23 protein-coding genes are annotated in these 24,150 nt (G+C 64.1%); 19 read left to right on the top strand and 4 right to left on the bottom strand.

The genetic code is table 11. The annotated features are described in order from the left end of the window. The coding region (locus tag E8A74_RS49115) for a tyrosine-type recombinase/integrase (protein WP_170229965.1) at nucleotides 1-1,389 on the bottom strand (1,389 nt) is incomplete at its 3' end. A gap of 1,343 nt (nucleotides 1,390-2,732) precedes the next feature. Further along, a complete protein-coding gene (locus tag E8A74_RS49110) occupies nucleotides 2,733-2,969 on the bottom strand; it encodes a hypothetical protein (protein WP_136936119.1) in 237 nt (78 codons plus the stop codon). 238 nt (nucleotides 2,970-3,207) lie between these two features. On the opposite strand from E8A74_RS49110, the gene E8A74_RS49105 reads away from it, so the two are divergent. From E8A74_RS49105 to E8A74_RS56315, 17 genes are all read left to right on the top strand, one after another. Then, entirely contained in the window at nucleotides 3,208-4,785 is a 1,578-nt protein-coding gene (locus tag E8A74_RS49105) for a hypothetical protein (RefSeq protein ID WP_136936118.1), read from the top strand. Further along, complete coding sequence (locus E8A74_RS49100) at nucleotides 4,782-5,240, top strand: transglutaminase-like domain-containing protein (protein WP_136936117.1); 459 nt, start codon at nucleotides 4,782-4,784, stop codon at nucleotides 5,238-5,240. The genes E8A74_RS49105 and E8A74_RS49100 overlap by 4 nt, the downstream gene beginning before the upstream one ends. Before the next feature lie 92 nt (nucleotides 5,241-5,332). Further along, nucleotides 5,333-5,974 carry an AAA family ATPase gene (locus E8A74_RS49095; RefSeq protein ID WP_170229964.1) on the top strand — a complete coding sequence of 214 codons (642 nt, stop codon included), beginning with the start codon at nucleotides 5,333-5,335 and terminating at the stop codon, nucleotides 5,972-5,974. Between the two features lie 46 nt (nucleotides 5,975-6,020). Next, the gene (locus tag E8A74_RS49090; RefSeq protein WP_136936115.1) at nucleotides 6,021-8,594 is read left to right on the top strand and encodes a hypothetical protein; all 2,574 of its coding nucleotides are present in this window, start codon (nucleotides 6,021-6,023) and stop codon (nucleotides 8,592-8,594) included. A 216-nt stretch (nucleotides 8,595-8,810) separates the two neighbouring features. Then, nucleotides 8,811-9,479 (top strand): hypothetical protein, encoded by a 669-nt coding sequence (locus E8A74_RS49085; protein ID WP_136936114.1) that lies wholly within the window; start codon nucleotides 8,811-8,813, stop codon nucleotides 9,477-9,479. A 123-nt stretch (nucleotides 9,480-9,602) separates the two neighbouring features. Next, nucleotides 9,603-9,965: a hypothetical protein gene (locus E8A74_RS49080; RefSeq protein WP_136936113.1), complete on the top strand. Its 363-nt coding sequence runs from the start codon at nucleotides 9,603-9,605 to the stop codon at nucleotides 9,963-9,965. A gap of 15 nt (nucleotides 9,966-9,980) precedes the next feature. Next, the gene (locus E8A74_RS49075; protein WP_136936112.1) at nucleotides 9,981-11,129 is read left to right on the top strand and encodes a hypothetical protein; all 1,149 of its coding nucleotides are present in this window, start codon (nucleotides 9,981-9,983) and stop codon (nucleotides 11,127-11,129) included. Nucleotides 11,130-11,142: 13 nt separating this feature from the next. Continuing rightward, nucleotides 11,143-11,550: a hypothetical protein gene (locus tag E8A74_RS49070; protein WP_136936111.1), complete on the top strand. Its 408-nt coding sequence runs from the start codon at nucleotides 11,143-11,145 to the stop codon at nucleotides 11,548-11,550. Continuing rightward, nucleotides 11,547-12,215 carry a SpoIID/LytB domain-containing protein gene (locus tag E8A74_RS49065; RefSeq protein WP_136936110.1) on the top strand — a complete coding sequence of 223 codons (669 nt, stop codon included), beginning with the start codon at nucleotides 11,547-11,549 and terminating at the stop codon, nucleotides 12,213-12,215. The genes E8A74_RS49070 and E8A74_RS49065 overlap by 4 nt, the downstream gene beginning before the upstream one ends. Nucleotides 12,216-12,219: 4 nt before the next feature. Then, nucleotides 12,220-12,972, top strand: a complete 753-nt coding sequence (locus E8A74_RS49060; RefSeq protein WP_136936109.1) for a hypothetical protein — start codon at nucleotides 12,220-12,222, stop codon at nucleotides 12,970-12,972. Between the two features lie 62 nt (nucleotides 12,973-13,034). Next, the gene (locus E8A74_RS49055) at nucleotides 13,035-13,571 is read left to right on the top strand and encodes a hypothetical protein (protein ID WP_136936108.1); all 537 of its coding nucleotides are present in this window, start codon (nucleotides 13,035-13,037) and stop codon (nucleotides 13,569-13,571) included. Nucleotides 13,572-13,715: 144 nt separating this feature from the next. After that, nucleotides 13,716-14,627, top strand: a complete 912-nt coding sequence (locus E8A74_RS49050) for an RNA polymerase sigma factor (RefSeq protein ID WP_136936107.1) — start codon at nucleotides 13,716-13,718, stop codon at nucleotides 14,625-14,627. A 36-nt stretch (nucleotides 14,628-14,663) separates the two neighbouring features. Then, nucleotides 14,664-15,902 carry a tetratricopeptide repeat protein gene (locus E8A74_RS49045; protein WP_136936106.1) on the top strand — a complete coding sequence of 413 codons (1,239 nt, stop codon included), beginning with the start codon at nucleotides 14,664-14,666 and terminating at the stop codon, nucleotides 15,900-15,902. A gap of 38 nt (nucleotides 15,903-15,940) precedes the next feature. Next, nucleotides 15,941-17,065: a hypothetical protein gene (locus E8A74_RS49040; protein ID WP_136936105.1), complete on the top strand. Its 1,125-nt coding sequence runs from the start codon at nucleotides 15,941-15,943 to the stop codon at nucleotides 17,063-17,065. Nucleotides 17,066-17,875: 810 nt separating this feature from the next. Then, on the top strand, nucleotides 17,876-18,238 hold the full coding sequence (locus E8A74_RS49035; RefSeq protein WP_136936104.1) for a hypothetical protein: 363 nt from the start codon (nucleotides 17,876-17,878) through the stop codon (nucleotides 18,236-18,238). Nucleotides 18,239-18,256: 18 nt separating this feature from the next. Beyond that, nucleotides 18,257-18,664: a hypothetical protein gene (locus E8A74_RS49030; protein ID WP_136936103.1), complete on the top strand. Its 408-nt coding sequence runs from the start codon at nucleotides 18,257-18,259 to the stop codon at nucleotides 18,662-18,664. Nucleotides 18,665-18,794: 130 nt separating this feature from the next. After that, on the top strand, nucleotides 18,795-19,358 hold the full coding sequence (locus tag E8A74_RS56315; protein WP_476704310.1) for an AAA family ATPase: 564 nt from the start codon (nucleotides 18,795-18,797) through the stop codon (nucleotides 19,356-19,358). A gap of 192 nt (nucleotides 19,359-19,550) precedes the next feature. Here the strand turns inward: E8A74_RS56315 and E8A74_RS49025 are convergent, their stop codons facing one another. Continuing rightward, on the bottom strand, nucleotides 19,551-20,945 hold the full coding sequence (locus E8A74_RS49025) for a lipopolysaccharide core heptose(II) kinase RfaY (protein ID WP_170229963.1): 1,395 nt from the start codon (nucleotides 20,943-20,945) through the stop codon (nucleotides 19,551-19,553). A 278-nt stretch (nucleotides 20,946-21,223) separates the two neighbouring features. On the opposite strand from E8A74_RS49025, the gene E8A74_RS49020 reads away from it, so the two are divergent. Both E8A74_RS49020 and E8A74_RS49015 read left to right on the top strand, forming a co-directional pair. Then, nucleotides 21,224-22,705: a hypothetical protein gene (locus tag E8A74_RS49020; protein ID WP_136936101.1), complete on the top strand. Its 1,482-nt coding sequence runs from the start codon at nucleotides 21,224-21,226 to the stop codon at nucleotides 22,703-22,705. 13 nt (nucleotides 22,706-22,718) lie between these two features. Further along, nucleotides 22,719-23,636 carry a DNA adenine methylase gene (locus tag E8A74_RS49015; protein WP_136936100.1) on the top strand — a complete coding sequence of 306 codons (918 nt, stop codon included), beginning with the start codon at nucleotides 22,719-22,721 and terminating at the stop codon, nucleotides 23,634-23,636. 54 nt (nucleotides 23,637-23,690) lie between these two features. Here E8A74_RS49015 and E8A74_RS53615 read toward each other — a convergent pair whose 3' ends face one another. Continuing rightward, nucleotides 23,691-23,852 (bottom strand): hypothetical protein, encoded by a 162-nt coding sequence (locus E8A74_RS53615; RefSeq protein ID WP_170229962.1) that lies wholly within the window; start codon nucleotides 23,850-23,852, stop codon nucleotides 23,691-23,693. Nucleotides 23,853-24,150: the final 298 nt, after the last annotated feature.

Below are 24,150 nucleotides of genomic sequence, written 5' to 3'. Positions count from 1 at the left end.
TCGCCTCGGGGAACAGTTCTGGTCCTTCTGACCCGGGGTCGCCAACCCCGCGGATCTTGGCTGGATTGCGACGGATGGAGAGGGCCTCCGCCGCGAGCGTGGTGCCCTTTCCGCCGCCCTTTCCTTCGTGCGGGCCTGCTCGGCGCCCATCCGGGGGGCCAGCTCGGGGATCGCCTCATGGAGCGGACGGCACTCCTTGAGCCCGAGCTCGGCCGCCGTACGGGCGGCGCGTCGGTAGCGGTTGATCATGTCGCTTGACTTGTGTCCCGTTCGGTCCTGCACCCACGCCTCCGTCCGTCCGTTCGCGAGTGCCAGCGTGACGAACGTGGCCCGCGTATCGTGCAGCCGGATCCGCATCCTCGTCTCCGTCCGCGCGAACAGCTCCGGCCGGCGAACGCCTGCCAGCTCCAGATGTCCGCGGAACCGGCCGGCAGTGTCGCTCGTGGTGAGCCGCTGTCCCTTCTGGCTTCCCTCGTCGTACACGAAGACGGGCGCGTCCCCTGACACGCGCACGCCTCTCGCTGCGCAATGCTCTCGCCAGGCGCGCAACGCAGCGACGACCCCAGGCGACAATGCCCATGCGCGTGGCTCGTCCGTCTTGTTCACGTCGAGCACGATCACCCCGAGGTCCAGGTCGATGTCAGACCACCTCGTGTGAAGGGCTTCCGAACGCCGCATCCCTTCCCGATGAAGGAAGCCGTAAAACAACCGCCATTCCAGTGGAACCTGCGTGCAGCCCAGCAACATCGCATCCTCATCGGGATAAAGCCACCCCTTCGCTTTTCCTGCCTGATACCGCGGCACGAATCCCCGTGGGAGCGGATGCACAGCGATATGGCGCAGAGGAAGGACCGCCAGCGAGCAGATCCGATACATGAGTTGCGCGACGGAACGCCTCGAATTGGGCGCGAGCCTCGCTGGCAAGCTCCGCATGACGGCTTCCGCGTGGTCGAGCGTGAACTTGTGGATAGCCACGTCCCCGACCATCGGATAGACGTACTTGTCGAGCACGTACCTGTTGGTTTTGGCGCTTCGTCGTCGCTTGACGCGGTCGGGATGAAGATCGGCCAGTTCGCCGCTCGTCCACCGCTTGCCGATTTGCTCGATCGTCGGCGTCAGGTTCTTCTGCACCACCTGCCCCGAAGCGATCATGTCGACGGCCTTGCGCACCTCGTCCAGTGCCTTCCCGTCACGCACCGCAGCGCGCTTGATGATGTCTGGCGCGATGTCGTCGCGCCCGCATTTGCGGAGCTTCGCGGCCAGGTCCGCCAAGATGGCGAGGCGAGCCATAGCGCTTTCCTCGTCCTTGCAGGTTTCGAGCATGAAGCTCTGCCGCTTCTTCGCTCCGATCGTGAGCCGCGCGAACCACTTGCCACGCCGCTCGTACACATTCCCCGTTGCTACCCTGGGCATGATGACCTCCAGCCCAACCCGCTCGATCGGCGTAGCCGGTCGGGCGAGGCCGGGCGTGCTGGATACGGCTCACGCGAGCCGATTCCGGAGAACGCGACACCGTCGCCGCGCCCCAGCGAGGGCCCATGGCGGCATTGCGCACGGTGTCAAGCACTTACTGGTCGCCAACAGGGCACGCCGGCCCTTGAAACGGCGTCCTACGGTTTCGGCGTGCGAGCGCGCCCAGCTCGTGGCGACGCTTCGGTCAGTCCGACCGCCTCCAAGATATCCCCCGCGCTCTCTCGGTCGAGCTCGTCCGCGGTGGGGGGCGCTTCGACGACGGGCAGTGATGTCCGGAAGGCGCCACGTTCGATCCACGCGACGAAGGCAGAGCGGCCGACGATCCGCAGCTTTCCGAGGCGTGTCACGGGAAGCGGGAACGCGGGCGCGCGCACGACCTTCAGGAACGCGCGAGCCGGGATTCCGGTCACCGCCTCGACATTCCGCTGCGAAATGGTCTCCGGTGGGGGAGCCATGAGACGCAGCCCGGTAGGAGGAAGAGTCAGCGTCGCCGTGACCGTAGTCGTCGGCGGATCGGGGCGTGTATCCGACATTGTCGCCCTCCCTTTTTCAGGACGTGATCCTGCGGGAACCTCCCGCGCAGCACGACACGTCCTTTGGCTCGTCCTCGCTACCATGCCGCACGCATACATTGCAACCGATTTTCGCAAGATTGTCGCGCAATTGCGAGCGGGGCACATGATTCGCCGCATTTTTTGCGACGGGCGTGCGGGCAGCCCTTATTTCACTGCTGACTCGAACCGCGAACGGCCGCTCAACGAACCGCTTTTTGACTGCGTCGGTGAGTCTCCGGCGCGAAATCGCCGGCAAGGCGCCCGCAGTGCCGCCCTGGCAATGCAAAAACCGGATCGAAAAGCGGCCCTTCACGGCCCCAACCTCGTGAAATCAAGCTTCACTTGCGAACACCCCTCGAAACCCCCGGGGATTAGCGGAGCATTTGGTCCGCCCGGCGCTCGATGGGTGCCGTCCGATGTAAAATAGTTCACCATCTTGCGCGCGCTCAGCGCGGCTCCGGTAGCCACCCCCCGGAGCTGCCACCGGCTCGGCGCGGACGGGCCGTCGGCATGGTCCGCGTGGGTCCGATGGGAAAGCCGTGCTTCCGGCGTGCGCTCGGCGACCCTATCCCACACTGGCCGCCTGTTCTGTTCGTCAATGCAATCGGTTCGTTCATCGTTCCGAACTGTAGCGATCCTCGCTATCGTCGCGATTTTGTTGGGCCCAACCAAGCGTCGGGCGAGGCTCCGGGACACCCGACCACGCTACCGTCCTGCGCGCGTTCGCTGAAAGCCCTTCAATCTCGGCTTCGGCGGATGCGTCAAAATCTTGCGCACGCAAACCGTGCGGCGATCGAGCGCACTGCTGCCAAGCCAGACGCTGCGCGTCTTGCCATTACAAACCGTGAGGCGGGCTTCAACGCTCGACGAGGGTTTGGAATAATTTTTCGCCACGCTACAGGAGGCTTCTTTCATCGAGCCCGGCCCGCGACAAAACTGCATGAAACGAAGCCTCTGTCGACCGCAAGCGAGGGTGGGTTTCGATTGCGAAACCAGTGCGCCCGGGCGAGGTGGGATCAAAATGGTGCTTGCCAGGGCCTATCGCGATAGGCATGCTCCGGCGCAGCGCAGTGAAGCTGCCTGAGTCTCGTGCGACTCGGACGGAATTTCGTGTATCCGCCGAGCGTCGTAATGCGGGCTCAAAAACCACGATGAGGTTTGGGAAAAGGAGGTCCAAGCCATGACCCAGGCCGAACCCAGCGCGGCCCCGGACGATCCCGCCGATCTCGGCGGACATCCCCTGTTTCCTCGCCCGGAGACGGAGACCGGCCGCGATCACCGCAGATTCGACATCATCCAGATCCAGCGATGGCTTCCGGATGGAACGAAGGAGGTATGCCCGAAGCCTTGGAAGGGCTCGGAGCTGCGGTCCTGGCAGCAAGTCATCGACGTGTACGGTGGCGAGTGCACCTACCAGCTTGCCGCGCAATGCGGCAAGACGCACCGATTTCAGGCGTACTCCGAGAAGGTCTTCTTCGCTGGCCCCGCGCGAAAGCCGTTCGTTGCAACGCCGGCAGCGGCTCCACCGCAGCAACCTCCCGCGGCGCCGCCGCCAGGGGCGCCGTATTACTACCCTCAACAACCCGCGCCCGCGCCCGGCATGAACCCCGAGTTCATCGCGCTTCTCCGGGTCATGCTCGAAAGCAGTGCCGCGGTTCAAGGCGCGATCGTCCGGTCGCTGCTCGAGCGCCCGCAGCAAGGCAGCAATGCGTTGGAAGTGGTGCGCGAGATCGTGCCACTCTTGCGCGGAGACGCGGGCAGCAAAGCGAGTGGAGGAGGGGCGAGCTACGAACGCGGCATGGAACGCGGGCTGGAGCTTGCAAAGAACCTTGGGGGCGGAAATGGACGTGGCGGAGACGAGTTCGGCGACATCGCAAAACTCCTGTCGCTGTTGAAGTCTTCTTCGCCGAGTTCGACGCCTGCGCCTGCCCCGCAGGCCACGCCGCCGCCGCAATACGTCCCCGGCCCGTTCTGGTCGCCGCCGATGCCGCCGATGGACGCGTGGCCCGGTTGGGAACTCGTTCAAACGCCAATGGGGTGGGTCATGCGACCGGCAGGGGCGCCGCCTGCCAATACGAACGCCTCCGCAGTGGCGCCGGTACCGGCCCCGCCCGCAGCTCCGCCGCCCCCGGCCCCGGCGGCAACGGTCACCGCTTCGCCGCCGCCATCCACCCCGGCAACATCGCCGCAGGTCTCCGCTCCAACGGCACCGCCCGCCGCGCCGCCGCCGGCCCCCGAAACGCCGCCGCCGGCCCCAGCTCCGAGCGCAGCTCCGTCGCCGCCGCCCGCCGCGCCGCCGATCACGGCCCGCGCCGAGCGCGGCTCACATCCCGCCGCGCCGCCCGCCACGCCGCCGCCCGCCACGCCGCCGCCTGCCGCGCCGTCGCCCAGCGCGCCTACAGCCGATTCGCCTCCGCCGATGCCGACGATGGCGACTCCGGCGAGCGCGACGCCGTGGGGGGCGACTGCGCCACCGTTCAAGGTGATCGGCCCTGATCACATCGACGGCACAGCGATTCCCTGGAGCATGGCGTCCCCACATCTCGCGCCGTATCTCGCCGCGGCCGGGTACGTGCCCTTCGATGAACAATCACCGGATGACGACCCAGCAGTCATGAGGGAGATCCCGAACGGGGCTCAGACGCTCCTCTCGAATCCGGAATTTTTCGACAAGGCGTCGGCGGTCGCGCGAGGCGAGGTATCCGACGATGCGATCGCCGAATTGCTCGCTCTCGCCAAGAAGGCAGGTTTCGGATGATCCGGGCGCGCATCATCGACTTTCCCAGCAACGCCGCGAAGGCGCGGTACATGAAAGCGGGGAGCCGAAGAGACGAGCTTCTTCCCGAGGTGCAGCGGTGGGCGGCTGTCTTCCGACGACTGCCGCTGGCTGACCGCGCCGCGGCCATCCTGAAATTCTGCCAGTACGCGATCGACTACGTGCGCGATCCGCGTCGGGAAGTGCTCGAAGACTGCGCCGTGACCCTCATGCGCGGGTTTGGTGATTGCGATGCGAAGGCCCGTCTCTTCGTGGCGCTCTGTCGTGCCTGTGGGGTCGTCGCACGCGAGCGCCCGGTGCGTCCGGAGCAAGATTTTCCGCACATTCTCGCGGAGGTCTACGTCAACGGGCAATGGCTCCCTGTGGATCCAACGATCCTGAACTCCAGTATCGGACGCATCCCGCCCGGCTGGATGGCGATAACGAACTACTGGTGAACGCCATGGGTCAGACGACACCGCTTCGTTGCTCTGTATGCCATCGGAGACGGCCGCAGGTTTGCGGCGGGTACTGCGCATGCGGCGCGTACGTGTGGGAAATCGTGCCTCATGAGGTGCCACTGGGGATCGTCGTCGAATCGCTCGATGGGGACCGATCCCTGCGTCCGACGGAGTTTCCCGCGCTCCTGTCCAAGGCGCTCGGTGGAGTCGTGCTCGGGCTCAAAGTGCTCGTCGGCGGCGCGCCCGGCGCTGGCAAATCGACGCTTTGCGCCGAACTCGCCTCGCAAATCGCGGAGAACCTAGATGGACTTGGATACTGGCTCGACGCGGAGCAGAACCGCGATCTCGTGCGCGAGTTGTTCCCGCGCACAGGATCGTCGGCTCGCAACATCCGGCTCGTGAGCCGCATTCGCGGCAACAAATGCAAGGTCGGCTGGCGCGAGGCATTGCAGGCCGTGCCACGCGACGCCGCTGTGGTGGTGGTGGACTCGCTACAGCGATGGGGGAGGAGCTACACGGAACAGACGGCGCTGCTCGACGAAGTGGCGACGCTGACGCCTACGGTGCTTGTCGTCTCCCATTTCAATAAGGCTGGCCAGTTCGCTGGCCCGATGGGGAATGAATACGACGCGGACGCGACGGCCATCGTCCGGACAACGAGTGTGGAAGTCACCAAGTGCCGATGGAGTCCGTGTCCGCGAACCGTGTCCCGTCCGGCAGCTATCTCGTAATTTTGCAGCAGAGAGGAGGAACAGCGAAATGCCGCGAGCAATCACATTGTCATACGATACCAGTGGTCTCGATGACGAGGAGCACGTCGCCAACGGCGAGGATACGGGCGACTTCCTCGGTACGTTGATGGGCGGAGGGGCGCAACTGCTCTCGTCTCTCATGGGGGGCGGTGGGAAAAGCGGCGGAAACGAGGGCATCGGGGCGGCGCTGGGCAGCATCGCAGGCGCGGGGCTCGGCACGCTCGCAGGCGGAGCCGGCGCGGGCATCGGAGCAAACCTCGGCAAGATGGCAGGGGGTGCCGTGGAGAGCCTTCTGCGCAAGCCGCCGAAGAAAAAGAAGAAGAAGCCGCAGAAGCCGCCCCCGAAGCCGGCGACTGTCGCGAGGCCGGCCGCAACTCCGGCGAGACGCCTGCGTCTTCCGACGAAACATGAACGGAAGCTCCTCGTGGAGGCCGAGAGAATGACGGAGCGCAGCGGGGAGCGGGGGTATCTGGAAGAGGCTCACCTCCGCGTGTTCAAGCCGACGGAATACAAGCGGCGGCGCGATGCTGGGCTCCTGTGGTCACAGAATCGGAACGAAGAGGCTCCGCACGATCAGAGCTACGAGGTTGCACCTCCCGACGACGCCCAGCCCGTGCTCGGCCCAGAGGATCATTATGACGACACCGCGGCCCCCGACACGAGGCCGCAGCCGTTGCGTCACCTGTCCGCGACGCCGATGACCGAGGTGCAGCTCGACGCCCTGGTCCGTGGCGTTCCGCTTCTGCGAATGGTCGATCCGAGGATCTTGCGACTCTTCTCGGGAAGTGTCGGGGTGGCGCGGGACGTCTCCGGCGTGGATCCGACGACGGGCATTTATCACGCAATCCCGGGCGAGACGCCGCACGGCATCACGAAGAAGCTTACCGGGCAGATGGATCGCACGCAGGAATTGCTGGCCGCCAATCCGGGCAAAGCCGAGTCCTCGATGGAGTGGAACATCCCTCCGGGATGGCTTCAATATGCGCGGGAGACGGGGGCGACGTTCTCGACGGCGCGGAAGTACGTCGTGGTCAAGGATGATTGGCCCGAGAAGATCGCGAAGAAACTCGGCGCGTTCCCCGCCCGTGCGAAATGGTGGTCGGAGCTGAAGGCCGCGAACCCGCACAAGCCCACGCAGTCCGGCACGGGGAATTGGGCCTCCCTCTTCCCAGGCGAGGAGATCGGCATCCCGAATTCGTGGCCCGAGCACGCGCTCGCCATCCCCATCCAGCCGCAGCCGTCGAGACCCGAGACGCCTGGCCTCCCGGGGCCCGGCAAGAACGTGACGATCGATCCCGCGCTCGTCCCGCAGTCGCAAGCCCTCCTCATGCGGTGGGCGGTGGCGCATCCGAACGACTGCACGCCTTCGGATTTCGGGCGGAACCCCGTGGACCTCGTGAGTGGGTTTACGCCGCGCGCCACGCAGGCACTCGGCTCGTTCCAGGCGTGGTGGAACAAGCAACACCCGACGAGGGCATTGTCTTCGAATCCGGGAGAACTCGACAAGCCGACCTACGATGCGTTGGTCGAGACGAACAACACCGAGAACCCGCCCTTGCCTTGGTTCGGCAACCAGGAGAACCCGGCACCTCCGAATCCGCCGCCACAGCAGCAAACATCCGGGGGGGCTTCGCAGGGACAATCGTCAGGCGGAGCGTCGCAGGGGCAATCGTCGGGCGGGTCGACTACGCCGTTCCCGTCGTTGCCCGCGGAACGCCCTGAATGGGTCCCGAAGGAGGTCCCCTGGCCGCCGCAGTTTCCCGGGTGGACACAGCCACAGCAATCGTCGGGCGGGACGTCGCAGGGGCAATCGTCGGGCGGGACGTCGCAGGGGCAATCGTCGTCGGGCGGGACCTCGCAGGGGCAATCGTCACCGTCGGGACAATCGTCGGGCGGGTCGACTACGCCGTTCCCGTCGTTGCCCGCGGAGCGCCCTGAATGGGTCCCGAAGGAGGTCCCCTGGCCGCCACAGTTTCCCGGGTGGACGCAGCCGCAGCAATCGTCGAGCGGGACCTCGCAGGGGCAATCGTCACCGTCGGGGCAATCGTCGGGTGGGTCGAGCACGCCGTTCCCGTCGTTGCCCGCTGAGCGTCCGGAGTGGGTCCCGAAGGAGGTCCCGTGGCCGCCGCAGTTTCCCGGGTGGACGCAGCCGCAGCAATCGTCGGGTGGGGGATCGCAGGGGCAATCGCCGTCGCAGGGTGGGACCTCGCAGGGGGGCAGCTCCCAGGTCCCGGGCGAACATCCGCCGAATGCGCCAGCGGTGGATTGGGGGTCTGCCTTCGACGCGCAAATGCCCGATAGCGAAAAGGCGAAGGTGCTTTACGTCCTCGCATATGCCGTGGACGCGGACGAGATTCAAGATATGGCGGAAGCATATCACGATGCTGGGTACCCGCGCGCAGCGGAGGCGCTACACCAGCGCGCCTTGTTGATCCGCGTTGCCGAGCGCGAGTTCCCGCCCCCCGCAAGGCCCCCGTCCAGTGGCAGTGGACCCGAACAACAAGTAGATCCCAGCTATACCACGCAGCATGCGAGCGGCGAGGGCGACAGTCTCCTGCCCGTTCTCGCTCTCGTGGGGGCCGGGCTCGCGTTCTCGTGATCGAATGAAGGGGGCCGTATCATGCCGAGTGCGCGTGATTATCCTTGGTGGTGGTGGCGGTGGTGGACATGGCCAGAGGAGGAGGCCCCGCCTTCGCCGTCACCACACCACGGCCCGTCCCCGGCCCCTGCACACCCGGGAGGCGGGATCTTTCGCTGGTTACATCGAGACCGCGACCTTTCGCACACGTCGGTTGCGGCGATCGAGACCTCGAAAATGAATGCGTGGCTGTCACTTGATAGAAAGGCGCGCGCACGGCAATTTCGGGCCCTCGTTGTCGTATCGCTGCGTGTGGCGGCCTTGACGACGAAGCCTGTCCCCTTGGGCCGCCTTGGTCCGGACCTCTACAGCACTCCAGAACGAAATGCGGCAGGTGCAGCGATCGCACGAACTCTGGTGCTCCTCGCTCCGCAGGGACTGCGCCCGGTATCGGATATTCAGACGGACGAAGCATCGCCAGCGCAGGGCGCGCTCGAAACGGGCCTCATTCCCGTTGCCACAGTCCTACTCGTGACAGCTTGCGCGCTGGCGGCTGCTTACCTCGCCACTATGATTTCGCAGGCCGTGCATGCGGTGAACTTCGACGACGAGGTGACAACACGCCTGCTCGCGGTTCATGCCCAGGCCCTCGAAATACTATCCATTCACGTGGAGCGGGAGCGCGTCGCGGGACACGAGTTGCCATTCAACGAAGCCGAGCGAGCCTGGCTCATTGGCCTGGAGGATGCGCAGCGACGCCTCGCGACGATGCGGGGTCGGCCTTTACCCTCGCCCTTCCACGGCGCCACCCAGTTCACCCGCGCTGCCACGGGATTTGGAGCTGTCGCCCTGGTGGCGGTTGCAGTTTTCCTCCTGATGTCTCGAAACAATGGAAGGAGATCCTAACGTATGCCAGAGCGAAGAGTTAGCGTCGACCGCTCCCTCGTAGCGGTCCCACGCCGCCGGGCCCCCCGGCGATACACGGCCCGTGACGTCGGGACGGGCATCTTCTACACCGCGGGCGCCGGCGTGATCGTCGCCTTGCTCGCGAACCTCGACGATATCCGGAACAGCAAGGAGGCCAAGGACCATTGGTGGCTCCTGCCTGTCGGATTGATCGCCGTTGGCTACATGCTCCGCAAGCGCCGGCACGCCTACGCGGGCGCCGTCGTCGCGGTCGGAGGCGCCCTGCTCGCGCTCGCTTACACGGCGCAGCAGAAGGCCGAAAAGGCCAAGTCCGGCGATACGAAGGGGGTCGACACCGCGGCTCCCGATGGGGTCCACGCCCTCCCCGTGGAGGCGCAACGCGGCGTCTGGCTGCAACTGCCGAACGGACAATACGTCCGAGTGCCGATCAACCCGCGCCGGGCGCCGGCCCAGCGCAATGCATAGAGAGGGGATTGAATCATGGCTACCAGCAACGTCATGGACATCTTGGCAAGCACCGACGCCGAAGGGGAGACCGCAGCGCCGGACGACGAAGAGGACACCGGGGCCCCCGAGGACGAGGATGAAGAAACCGCGTCCGCCGAACTCGAAGCCGAGGATGGCGACACCGGGGACATCAATGCGTTGCGGAAGCGTGGGCGCGCGTCGATCACGCTCGACGAGGCGCGCCAGCTTCAGGTGCGGGCACGGGCTCGCGGGAAGGTCGTCGAGCGCCGCAAAGCGAAGGTCAAGGCCAAGGCGCGCCCGAAGATGCCGGCGAACATGGTACCCCCGAACAGCGGCGCACGCCAGATCCTCGAACGGTGGAGCGCCCGCAAGGATCCGTTCGCCGTGCGCCAAGACGGGCACTATTACAGCATCACCGAGATCCCTTGCAAATGCCTGGGCACGGCGACGCGTGCCTGGCTCCACATCCCCGCGGGGGAATACAAGCTGTTTGATCGCGCCGTCGGTGAAGAAGTGAGATTCCTCGGCAACACGGCGACAGCGACCACGAACTGGACGAACCTCCAGCGTCCGTCCAAGAACACCTACAATGAGCAGGAGTTCTTAATTCAATCGATCACGATGCAGGAAGCGGGGCTCCGCGTTCGTTACGACTCCGGGGAGATCGAGAAGATCGTTGGGCTCTCCGAGGCGAAAGCGGTGCTTACGGGCCAGTCGTGGCTGTGGGATGACGCGGGCATGTTCTTGCCCAAGGAAATCTTCCACGATACGACGGGCGAGAACCTGCTTTATCGTAGCGTTCGCAGATCCGCCGTCGTGTATTTCCACTGGGACAAGACGCGGACCGGTGGGAATGCCAATACGCGCAAGATCCTGATCGACCACCTCCGGAACGTGCCGGATACGAAGGTCCGGACGCTCTCGCGCACCTCGGGGGGGGCGCCCGTGTTGCCGGTGCCGGATGGCTACATCTTCACCGACAACCCGGAGCGGAGTGAGCATGGCGCGTTCAGCGCGATCGTTCACATCCCGGAGGACATCGTCTTCCCCGTGAAGCCGATCGATCTCGGGGCCGGGGCGCCGACGAAGCCGCTCGAAGTGGGGCTCTACCTGCAACTGTCCTTGAATGGCATCGCATTCGAGGCGAAACCCAGCACCTAACGGAGGCTGAGTTATGAGCGTGGCGGAGATCGATAGCGAAGCAAAGCAGAACGTCGTCGAGACGGATGCGCAGTATGGTCCGTGGACACACTGCGTCGTCATCATGGAGCAGCCGCCTCTCTGGGGGGACGCCCTTCCCCCGGAGTGGCGCGTCTCCGCCACGCTCACCCTCGTGGACCCGCTGTTCGGCAAGGAGCCCGTGTTGGCGGATCTGCCCACGGTCGTCGTGGGGCCGCTGATCCACAAGCGGCAGGTCGTCGCGATGGCGAGGTATCCAGGCCGCGTGGCGAAGTGGTCCTTCCGGTTCGAGAGTGATGCCGGGCGCGCCACGGCCCGCGTCTGGCTGCATCCAGGGAACGCCCCAGTGGTCGATTGCGGGATCTTCGTGGTCAGGCACGGATTATTGAGTAGCCGCTCATGATTCCGATCGGGGCCGAACCCGGCGAGGCGCCGGCGCGCGTCCTGACGGTCGCGGGTTGGCTGTCCCTGGACAACGAATATGTGCCGGGGGTCGTGGCCGGGGAGCACGTGAACGCACACCCAGAGGCGAAAGCTGCGCTCGCGATTGCTGCACGAACGTACGTGCTCCGCGCCATGCGTGATCGGTCGGGACTCGGCCTCACGGCGCCGATCCCGAACGGCGAAGGCTTTCAGGTCTTCGCCCAACGACCTTCCGACGAGTGCATGACGGCAGCGGCGCGTACGCGTGGAATGGTGCTTCGGTACCGCGGGCGATTGGTCCTCGCGAATCATGTTGCCGGAGCGTATCGGACGACGAACGGCGGGCTCGGCCCGGACCCGACGAATACGGAGCGTTATGTGACCTACAACATCGGTCGCAGTGGTGCCAGCGTGATTCCGACGCGTCTGTCGCTCCGCAGTCATCCAGGCAACCGTGGATGTTTCGGCCAACACTGCGCGCACTGGCTGGGCACCCAGGGGATCGACCATCCCACGATCTTGCGGGTGTTCTACGGCGAGGACATCGAGGTCCACGCGCTCGATAATAGGCAGCGCGCCACGCTCGAACCGAAGTTGATGGGCATGATGCTCGCCCTGGTGGGCCTCATGATCTTGCGGAGGTGACTCCATGGCGTTGCGGCTCGTTCAAGCCGGCGAGGGCAATCCCCGAGCACTCGTGATCGCGTTTCTCATCGGCGCGGAACTGGATCCGCGGCTGCGGGCCGCGTTCGGGCCACGAACTTGTGTCATGGCGGATGGAGCTGCGTCCGGCCCTATGATGGAGGAGATACTCGAATTCGCGCATCGTCGTGCGGGGCTTCGGCATGTATCCCGCCTGGCGCTGATCGGGTACTCGGCAGGGTGCCAGCGTGTCCGGGCCCTTCGACTCGCGGGGGTCGAGGCGAGTGCGTATCTCCTCGCCGACGGCACGCATGCGTCGTGGCCCCCGGCCGATTGGCAGATCGATTGGCTGCGACAGCTCGTCGAGCGCGCGCGGGCCGGGAAGGCGCTCGTCGTCGCGTCGCACACGATGCAGACGTATACCGAGCGGCTGCCGAAGGGAAAGGCGTTCGCCTCGACGGTGCGCGTCCTGCGAATGGCGACGGGGTGGGAACTCGATCGCGCTGGACCGCTCGACGCCCCGGCGGTCACCAGGGAGGGCTCGCTTTACGTCTATTCGTATGCGAGTGCGGGCATCGACGCGGCGGCCCACGCGGCGCAGCTCGTGCGCGTGGTGCCCGAGCTGAGTGCGCGGCATCTTCGGCCGTGGCTCGGGCCGGACCAGGGGCCGACGGCGGGACGGCCGCCAGCTCGTCGGTTGCCCTTGGGCCTTATCGGGTTCTTTGCGAAGATGCTGTTCGATGAATCGCCCAGGACGTAGAGCTTGTCGGGGCCACTCCGACAACCGCTGGCGGTCGGATCGTGTATATTTCAGCCCACGATATGACCCTGACGCGGCTCACGATCCTCTCCCTAGCAGGCGTCACCACCACTGCCTTCGGCGTTTACACGTTGACTCCGTTCCCATTGATGCCAATGCACGCGATGCACATGGCGCCTCTATCGGTACCTGCGGTGGTGGATCCGTTCCAGGCAGTGGAAGCGACTCCCGAGGAGCCTGTTTTTCCGATTCGGGTAGCGGAGGTGGCGCCGCGACCAACGGCGTTACCCGTATCGGCGCCGGCACTGCGTGACGGCCTGACCTCTGCCCAGCCGTCGGCTGTGGTGCTTCCAGCGGAACAGGCGGCCGTGGCGCTCCCACAACAACAGGCACCTTCGGCGGCACCGTTGGTGGCAGCACCACATCAGGTTCCGGCCGGTCAGTTCGACGAAGCCGCGATGCGCAGAAGCCTTGAACGGCGGGTCGGGTCTGGGACGGCAACCGAGCCAGATATCAAGCTGCTCGTCGCGATCTGTAGGCACCAGCGGGATGCGGACTGTGTCGGACGCGCGACGTCGATGTTGACACGACGCGACTGATCTGGCGGGGTCCCCCCTGCGCGGACGCCCAGGACATAGGACGTAGGTGCCCTCCGGTACCACACTGTCCCGCCAAACGCCTGGCGACCGGTAGGTTCGTCACTTTTCGCGTTACCTTGCCCCGAGCCCAGCGTTGATCTGGACATGGGATCCTCTCCTCCACCGCCTGTGCCCTTCCTCGATCGTCTTGCCGAACTCCTCGAACTGCGCCCCGAGATCAGGCGCGTCGTCATGAGTGATGACGACGCGTACACCCGCGACTCCGCCGAGGACCAAGTCCAACGCGTGTTCGACAAGGCGTACCGCCACCTCCCCAGCTACGAGCCACACCCCGACGGCATGAAACCGTGGCTCCTAACCATCACCCGCAACGTCATGAGCGACGCGCACCGCGACACGAAACGTCATGAGCGGGTATTCGAGCCTGACGACGGGGACGTCGACAGGGCCGAGACGCCAGAGGTCTCGCCCGAGCGCGCGGCGGAGTTGAAGCAGGCCCTGGAGAAGGTGACGGCCGCTCTCCAAGACATGCCCCCCTCGCAAGCTGCGGTGCTCTGGATGGTCTTGGTCGAAGAGCGGTCGCACGAGGAGGCCGGCGTGGCGCTCGGGATCTCCGAGGACGCCGCGAAGATGGCGCTCTCGCGCGCGCGGGAGAATCTCCGGGCTCGGTTCGGCAACACGCTCTTCACGGGCCCGCATCCCGTGCTCGCGCTGCTCTCCGACTGCGTTCCCTTGCTCGGGCACCTATGGGCCTTCCTCATGGCCATGTTGTTCGCGTCGTTCGCAGTTTCCCCGCGCGAACCCGACGGCGAGCTTCCCGCGGTGGCCACGGGTGTGGCGCACATCGTGGCAGCCTCCGCCGCGGACGTCGCGCACGCCGCAAGGCCGGTGCCCTCGTTCGATCACGCGGCACCCGTGCCTGTCATGACGACGGCCACGCCGAAGAAGCCGACGCCCACGCCACGGCGTCCCCTGGTCGACAGCGACAAGCAAGGTCTCCCCACGAGCGGTTTGTCCGTGGACCGGGAAGGTTCGTCCGCGGACTCGCCCTTCTAGGATCCGAGCCTCCGAGTGTGCTAATAGATCCAGCCCATGCGCGCGATCGTGTGCTGTTCGATCTTGCTCCTCGCGTCGCCTGCGGCGTGGGCGCAGAGCCTTCCCAGCCCCATCGATGAGAGCCCCGAGGCGGACAGGGAGCTACGGTTCCAGGCGTTCGCGCAGCTTGGGGACCGCGAGCGCGCCGCGGGCCGGCTGCGTGAAGCCGGAAGGGCCTACCGCCAGGCGCTCAACGTTCGGCCCGATCCGCTCGTCTCGGGGCGCCTTGGGCTCGTGCTGGTCGAGGGCGGCAGGCCCGAGGATGCGGCCGAGCTCCTGCTCTTCGCGCTCCATCAGGCGCCCGCCAGGACGCGCGCGGAGCGGGCAGAGCGCAGGCGCTTTTTCGAGGCACACGAGGTGGCGCGCGCGCATGGCTCGTGGGTTGAGGTGATCGTCTCTCACGCTGGCGCGCGTGTGATGGTGGACGGCATCGATCGGAACGCTCTTGGGCGTTCGGCCTTCTGGACGTTCGTGGCGGGGGGAGGGCACGAGATCCGCGCGACCCTCGACGGCTTCGAAGAGGCGGTCGTGAAGTTCACGGCCGTGAAGGGGGAGGACATGAAGGTTCCCGTCCCCCTGACGGCGCGCAAGGTGGAGGAGCAGGAGCCTGCAATCCATGTCCCCGAGAAGGACCCGACCGTGACATTGCCCGCGGTGGTTTCGGGGCCCGAATTCTCGAAACAGGAGGATCCCTTCGCTTACGATGACCAGGCGAAGGACCCGACGAAGCCCGGCGAGAAGAAGGGCTTGCGGGTTTTTGTCGGGGCGGGGCCGGTGGTGGTGTTTGGCGTGGCGTCGTGGATGCCTGCCGTCGGGGCAATGCTCGCCGGAGGGGTGCAGCCCAACGACTACGTGTCGATCGGCCTGGAAGCGCGCGCGGCTTGGCTGACGACGGGAGTCGCGGATCGGCCGATCAATGCGATGACGGCGGGCGGATTGGCGACTCTATGCGGGCACTACAAGTGGTTCTATGGCTGCGCGCTTGGTCATGTGGGCGTAATTCGTGTCGAATCCACATCGCGTAGCTACAAGCCCGCGAGTTTCGCTGATGTCAAACCCGGAGCGGGTGGGCGCATCGGTGCCAGGGTTCAAGTCACACAGTCCTTAACGATCCACGGGGCAGTCGACGTCCTCGGACTGTCGAGCGGCGTTCAGGTGGTTGTTGGACCAACAGTCCTCTCCGATCAGCCGCCGGTCATGCTGGGCGTGCAGATTGGCGGAGGTTGGGAGTTTTAGGCTATATGCGCACAGCATTTGTATTGCTCATTTTTAGCGTGGGTCTGATCGTTGCCTCGTGCACAGCGGCGCCATCTTTCTACGACTTCGAGTGCGATCCAGATTCGTTTTTCCCGGCGCCCGAGTGCATCGACGGGGGCACGGACGCCGGCTCCGACGCTCCGGATGCCGATCCCCAGGCCGCCTGCACATCGAGAGGCGGGGAATGCGTCGAGATTCCCGACGATCCCGAGGCCGGCTTCTGGAGCCAGGTTCCGTTGGCCGTCTGGTTCGGCCCGGCCCCCGACATACCGAAGGAGTGCCCCTTCGTTGGGGGCGAGCAGTTCAGGCTTTACGCCGGCCTGACCGCTCCCCCCGCGCAGTGCGACCCCTGCGAATGCCAGGAAGCCACGGGGCAATGCAGCGGCGTCCCGGGAAAAATTACGATCGGGGCTGGCATGTGCGGCGCAGTGGGGGCGCCGTCGCTCCCTTTTGACGGCCCGGGGGGGTGGGATGGGAGTTGCACGGACGCGAACGCCGTACCCGCGGGGGCGCAGTGCCCCCCGGGGAGCGGCGTCCCGTGCGCGCAGTCGATCACGCTCTCGGCGCTTCCGCCCCCGGCCAACGAGAAGTGCGACGTCAAGCCGTCGCAGATCATCAAGGTGAGCGGGACGAAGATCACGGAGTGGGAGACGGGCGCGCTTGCATGCCGGTCGAGCCTCGATACGTCGCTTTGCGGCGCGGGGGATCAACTATGCGTGCCCAAGGTGCTTTATCCCCACCGTCAATGCGTGTGGCAGAAGGGGAAGCATACCAAGTGCCCCAAGCCCTACGATTATGAGGGGCCCCGGATCATGTACCCGTTTCAGCCCAAGGAATCGCGCGTCTGCACAGAATGCACGTGCGGTGCGCCACAAGGGGGCATGTGCATGGCGACCGTGCGCCTTTTCGATAACGGAGTCTGCTCGGGCGAGTTCCACCAGAGGATCGTCACGTCCGAGGGCGGTCCCTGCGATCCCATCCTCCCCCCGGGCCGGGCGCTCGGCGGGAAGTCCGTCACGGAACACGTCTACGTCAAGGGCACGTGCGAGGCGGGCGGTGGGGAGCCCATCGGTGAGGCGGTCGAAGACGAAGAGAACGCTGTGACGTTCTGCTGCCGACCCTCGTACATGTTTGATGAGTAGACCTCGGGCGCGCGCACCGCCGCCGCAGGTACGACATCTCCATACAAATCAGCAACGGGCGTCGTTACCCGCTGCCTCTCCGACGCGTTGTTTGTCTTTGAGGGACAAGCACAAGCGACTCGCAGAAGGGGGCGGTGGGAAGATGCTTTTTCTGGGCATGCGTCTTCCTTATCGCCCTCTCCTGGGGGTCGCTTGTCGTCCCCCAGACTTCCCTTTCCCGGGCCCGATTCTGGCTTCGGACGCCTGACGCGGACCCGGGAGGGGAGAAGGTTTTTTCTTGCTCGTCGCTCGAAGACGGGGCGCCGTCGCACGCCTGACTGCGTCATGGCAATGACCAGGTCCGTGTAACAGCGGAAGGGTGCACGCACGCCTCGTCTTCGAGCGATGAGCCGTCATTCGCGAACAGGAGATCGCGCGATGCTCGCCCTACATGACCGGCCAACGCACGTTCCCACAGGCGATGAGGACCAGGACACGCACGGCTGGCAGGGAGCCCCGATGGTCGACGGCGGCGCGGGGATGGCGACGACGGCGAGCACGCCGCCGCCAGGCGAGCCCCTCATCGCGACGCGCGACACGATCATCGGGTCCCCAGCTTTGCCCTTCTGGTTGCGTTTCAAGGTCGGATGGTCGTCATTCTGGACCGCGGTGACGTTCGGGGCGCCGAGCGTGTCCGAGTGGCCGTCGCGTTGGAGGTGCCTCGGGGCTCTGGCCCATGCCCTCGTCTACCGTGTCCGAGAGCGCTTGCGCCGGCGCCGGCTCTCGGATCGGCTCCCTCCGCTTCCCCTGTCTCGCTCGGCGAGGTCCACCTTGGTTGCCGCGGGCGTCGCGCACGATGAACGCGGCGAGCTGCTCCTCCTCGATCTCATGCGCGCGGAGCCTGCCTTTCAGAAAGCCGCCATCCACGTCGCGTATTACGCGTGCGAGCTTCGGAAACTCGGGGAGGATGCACACGACGAGGGCCTCGTCCACTTCGCACTGTCTCGGATGCGGGTGGACAGCGACGGCTTCGTCTCGATCGCACGGTTGCGGGACAGACTCCCGAACTTGTCGTTTTCGGGCGCGCTCGTGCCCGCCCTGCTTCGGCTGGAAAAAGCGGGCATCGTCTCGCTCACCATAGAAGACCATGCTCGACCCGAGCGTGTGCAGCTCCGGCTCCGGGTCCCCCTTTGAAATGTAGGAGACACCATCATGCCCAGGAACAGCACGCCCAAGAAAAAGATACCCGAGTCCGAGGCAGACGAATCTGCGGAGTTGGCCACGGCGTTCGCGCTCGCCAGCGACGGAGAGCTTTATTTTACCTTCGAGAGTGCCCCGCCGCCGGGCCGTGCGGTGTTCGTGGGCTATGCATTGCGCTCCGACGAAGTCAGGAAGTTTGGCGTCGGGGGCTTGCTCCTTTGGGCACTCGTCCAGACCCTCGCGCTCGGGAGCGACGGATGCATCTACGTGCGAGAGGGGTTCATCGACCCCGAGGGGCGTGACGTCTTCCGCGGCTTTGCCGCGACACCCGAGGAGGCAGCCCGCGCGGCCGAGGAACTGCACCGCGTCGCGTCCAACGTCGTCGTCGAAGTCTTCGCGCGCAAGCGTGCCGCGGCATAGCCCGGTCCGAATCACGCCGGCTGTCTTTCAAGCTTGGCGGGCGAAACGGAAGGCAGCAGAGGATCCGTCTTGGTTGCTCTGCGAGGTCACGCGTAGTGCCACGCCGTTCTGGTTCGTTCGCCAGCAGCCGATGCGCTATATGTCGATGCTGCGGTGTTTCTTCGAGAAACGGGACACCGACGAATCGGCCCACTTTCAAGGTCTGGAAGTCTTGCGTCACGAGCGAGCGATGCGTCACTTCCAACGGCATCCCGTCGTGGCACTCTCATTCCGGGGGGTGTCGGCCGTGGATGACGCAGAGCGGGTTGTTCGCGCGAGCTTCGCGGAGCACGCTTACCTACGTCATCATCCGCGGCTATCTCCGGTAGACCGCACGACCTTTCGGCGGCTCGTGCGAGCCCCTATTTCGGATGGGCTCTTCGAGTTGACGCGCCTGCTAGAGAAGGCGCATTCAGCACGCCCCGTGGTCTTGTTTGACCACTACGATCGGCTTTTCGATGTGTGTGTTCCTGCGTTCGCCGCACAGTGGACCTACAGCAGGTTGCTTGTGAGCCTCCGAGACAACGGCCATGTAGGGAAGGCGATCATCATGGGCCGATCAGGGCTCGCAGAGACCTGCGTGCAGTGCTGCCGGGTGTGGGCGAGTCGAGCCCGGCGACAGTGGACGCCAACTCAACCGGGGCGGCAGGCGTGAAGAGCAGAGACAGCGCTGCGGCCGTGATCAGTATCGCGTATGCCGCAGCGATTTCCACCGCCGCCATCCTTGGGCTCTTGGTCGCCGGCCCTCTGCCGTTCGTTCGCCGTTCGTCATCCTTCCTGGCCGGGAAAGCGGCGGTCCGTCCTTCGAGCAGGTCCATCGGGCCGTCTAAAGTCGGTGGGCCGCACCTCACCAGGTAAACTCCTTAGCGTGCCAAAGCCCCTCTTCTGTGAAACACAAACTACCAGTAAGCCCGCATGCCTGCCACAGGACATCAAATGCGCCACGCATTGCTCCAGGTACGTTAGCCTCTCCTGGATGTACTCGTACCTCCGGCAGTGTGATGATGTCACGGGCTAGCGACGCAGGCTTCTCATGACGCGGGCTCGGGGGTAGCTTATAGGACTGGACGTTGAACAACGTAATTACAATAGTCGAAGGTGCGACGGGGCCATGTTTGCGTTGCGCTCCCAAGGCGGACTCGACCAGATCGACCGAAAACATCTCGACCCTCCATGGGTATATCTCTTTAACCCCCATATTAGCCGGATTCATCGCGGCCTCGATTACGCCCGTATCCGTAACCCTTACATAGCTGGAAGCTTGAAGAGTCGTGTTATTGTCCCATTTAAGGAGCGCACCGTCCCGGACTGTCTGATCGTGACGCCGGCACCCCATAGGTCTCAACGAATCCATGGATCCGTAGGAAGCAAGAAGGTCGCCGCCAACCGGGGCCGTCGCATCTGGAACAATGTGGACCAATAGCTTCCCGCCCGGATGCAGGAAAGCTGGTACCCTCATTGCCACAAGCTCCTCAAGGCGACGCTTATGATGGTGTCGTGCCTCGGCGATAAGTGATGCCGTGGCGAGGAGCGGCACATCACCCGAGGTCGCGATCCCCGTGGTGACGAACGGCGGCGTCCGCGTCGACAAAAATGTGGAGGGCCATAGAATGCGTCGATATGTCTCCACGACCTCCATGGCCCTGGTGCACGAAGTTGCACGATAAAATGCTTCTTCAACCATGCGTCGGTCAAATTCATTTACGCTGGCCACGATCAATCGAACCAACCTAGCGAGAGCACGAATGTCCTCCGATTGGTGGTTCTGCGCCGTTTTTGCGCCGACCTCTGCCAGCGAGTGGGTGTAGAGAATGTCGACTATTTTCAGCTCATCGCCAGCAACCAGGACGTTGCCCTCGTGCAGGTCGCCGTGCAACAAGCCAGCTCTATGAATGGCCTCAACGCCCTCACACAGCTGATTGATGAGCGCCCAAGCCCGACCGGGCGTTATGGTCTCCTTCAGCGCCCCAAGAGTAGGGCCATCGACGTATTCCATGACGAGTGCACATCGAACGTCGCCGGTTGCGGGATGTTCCACGTCATCGATGCAAACCACAGTCACGACAGACGGGTGTTTGACTCGGACCAGAGCCTTCGCATGTGTCACCGCGTCCCGCTCCATGAGGCTCGGGGCTCGGTCGTTGAAGAACTTCACCGCTAGGGTTCGATCGAGCTCGTCCTGTGCTCGCCAAACCTCCCCCCCTGCGCCTCCGCCTACCTTCTCCTCGAACGTCAGTCGCATCGTCAGGTCCGTGACTCTAGCCACCTGCGGATGCGGTGACAACGTCCCGCACAGACGCACTCCATACCCACATGCGGCAGGTCCTTCCCGACGAACCACGAAACGTATCCACGCTTTCATCTACGGCAGCGCGGGGCCCAATTAAGTCTTCAGCGCACATAGTGCGATATATGCTTACATGTGTTACGGTTTTGTATGCTGGTCTTGCGTGCTTGGACGCGCGCGTGCGGACGGATCGCCCTTGACAAGGTCGCAAGGTTCCGGCTCTCTACCTGCCCATGGTGGACTACAAGGAGTGGAAAGAAAAATCAGTCGCGGTGGGTTCGTTGTATCTTGACCCCAAGAATCCGCGGCTCCCCTCCGCGAACGCCACCCTTGAGCAACGTGAAATCATCGCAGAGCTCGTCAAGAACGACGATGTGTACACTCTAGCTAAGGATATTGCAGAGAATGGGTACATTCCCATAGAATCATTAGTAGGGCTCGAAGAAAACGGCCGGACCTTTATCCTTGAAGGCAATCGACGGCTGGCAGCACTGAAGCTCCTTGTGAATCCCGAGGGGGCCCCTGTATCTGAGCTAAAGAGGTTCAGAAAACTGTCGAGCAAGGCCGATCTTGATAACATCGGCAAAGTGCGAGTAATATTCGCCGCCAGTCGCGAGGCTGCCGCGCCATTGATTATGCGCAAGCACACGCGGCAACAGGTAGCCCGCTGGAGCCCACTCATGCAGGCCAGGTACTACCGAACAATGGCTGGTTCGGGAGTGAATTTGGAGGAGTTGGCACGCCAATACGGCACGACCCCATCCGAGATAGCGACGTTTTTGCGCACAGACGTCATGTATGATATCGCATGCGGCATGGACCTCCCCTCCGATGTCGCAGAGGTGGTTCGTGATCCGAGGCAGTTCTCCTCATCCACGCTCAAGCGCCTACTCGACTACGGCAAAGCTCAAGAGTTCCTTGGGATTCAGTTCGACGAGCATGGCAATCTGCACGGGAAGGTTGACGCACAGGAGTTTAAGCGGGGGTTTGTCCGAATTCTGACGGATATCGCTCGCAACGTGATAGATACTCGCACTCTGAATAAGACCGACGATATCGAGAAATACCTGAGTGGCCTACAGAGCGACACGCCCAATAAGGAGAAGGGCGGCTCTTTCACCGCCATCGATCTCGCTAAAACGAAAGATAGTCCGAAGCAGGCGCGCGATGTACCGGCTTCCGGACCAGCAGCAGTGCCTACTCCGACTCGTCCCAAGCCTCCACCGAAGCCGTCGGTGACATTAATTCCCGCGCGCGCAAGGTGCTATGTTGAAAATTCTCGCGTGGAGGAGGTGTTCAATGAACTGCGCCGTTTGCGGGTCGACAACTTCCCCCGTGCATCTACGATGCTGCTCCGCATTTTGCTTGAGTTGAGCCTGCGACACTTCCTTGAACAGGCAGGCAAGATGAAAGCACTCGTTTCAGAGGCAAAGAAACTTAAGCTGCCGGACGGGCAGCCAACGCTTCGGCAAATGCTCACAGCCGTCCTGAGCGACGACGCGATCCCGCTCACGGGGGCGCATCGGAAGAAACTCAATCAAATACTTGCGCAGGCAGACTCGAACCTCTTATTGGATAACATGGCCGTGTGCGTACGCGAGAACTTCGCCTTCCCGACAGCAAAAGAGCTCCATGGTTATTGGGATCATTTCGATGCCCTGCTTCAGCTAATGTTCACTGAAGCGGATTCTCAGGACAGCGAGTCGGAATCGTGACAGGATTGTCGCCATGACAATCGCGCACAGTCCACTGCGCTATCCTGGCGGGAAGCAGGTGTTGGCCAATCTGCTCGCGCACGTCATTGATTTGAATAATGTGCGCGGAGGGACGTACGCAGAACCATACGCTGGCGGCGCTGGTGCCGCGCTCGCTCTGCTGTTCAGTGAGCGCGTCGACCGCATCGTAATTAACGACGCGGACCGCTGTGTATACTCATTTTGGCACGCCATCGTCTTTGAGACAGAGAGCTTCATCGAACTGCTGCAATCGACTGAGCCCAGTGTTGAAGGGTGGGCTCGTCAACGGGAGATATATCAAAATCCAAACGGAAAATCGATTTTGCAAACCGGGTTCGCAACCTTCTTTCTTAATCGATGTAATCGATCGGGGATTATTTCTAATGGCGGACCGATTGGTGGTCGTGGCCAGGCGGGAAAATGGAAAATTAATGCCAGGTGGAATGGTGACGAGCTGCGTCGGCGGATCCAAAAGATCGCGCTCTACCGCGACCGTATATCCGTAACCAATAAGGATGCCGTCGATTTTCTGAAAGTCGACGTTACTGCACTTGATCCGCTGTCAAAGCCATTTGTTTACCTCGATCCTCCGTATTATGAGAAGGGGCGCAACCTTTACCTGAACTATTACCATCCCGACGATCACGCCCAACTCGCTTCCTATATAACGAGCGACGACGTCGCTTTTCTCTGGGTGATGTCGTACGACAACGTGCCTGAGATACACAGGCTTTATAGACGTCAGCGCAGGGTGCCGTTCAGTCTCGGCTATAGTGCAAGGGAGGTTCGAGATGGGAGTGAAGTGTTGATTCTTAAGCGCGGCCTCAAGTTCCCCCGCGAATGGGCTCACGGCATCCCCCAGCAGTTCATCAGCTGCGGCGCGGAGGCAATGATCCCTCGGGTTGGATAGAGTCCGGGGAAGCGGGGCCCCTCCTGCCCCGAGGGACCCCGCCAGGACGGGGACCTACCGCCGCTTTTTGGCGCCGAGCAGCTTGCCGACGGCATCGTGCGCGGCTCGTGCGGCGGCCGTGCTTTCGTCGGCGGCGTGCGACAGCAGTGCCAGAAGGCTTTCTGCCGCATCGTGAGCCACTGCCGCGGCTTCAACATCACCGGAAGCCGCCGCCATGACCTCTCCCTGGACGAGGACGGCCAGAAGGGTCCGGCGCGGGTCGGCTCCGGAGGGGCCCCAAAGGGCGGCCACGGGGTCCGAAGTGGCACCCACGCGCGCCAACGGGGGCGATCCGTCGTCAGCAGGGCGCGGATCTCGCTGGTTACGCCGGGTCAGGGGGGGTAGAACTGTCCTCGGGGGGTGAATCGTCTGGGCTTTGCCCAGACGAGAGGGGGACGCGAGGCGTCCCCCTCGGGACGAGCCTTGCGAGCGCGCGGTAGGCGCGGTCGCGCACGGAGGGCATCGGGTCTTCGAG

Source organism: Polyangium fumosum, from assembly GCF_005144585.1.
Lineage (GTDB): Bacteria > Myxococcota_A > Polyangia > Polyangiales > Polyangiaceae > Polyangium > Polyangium fumosum.
Note: the sequence above shows the minus strand (reverse complement) of the source record. Positions and strands in the feature narration are given on the sequence as shown.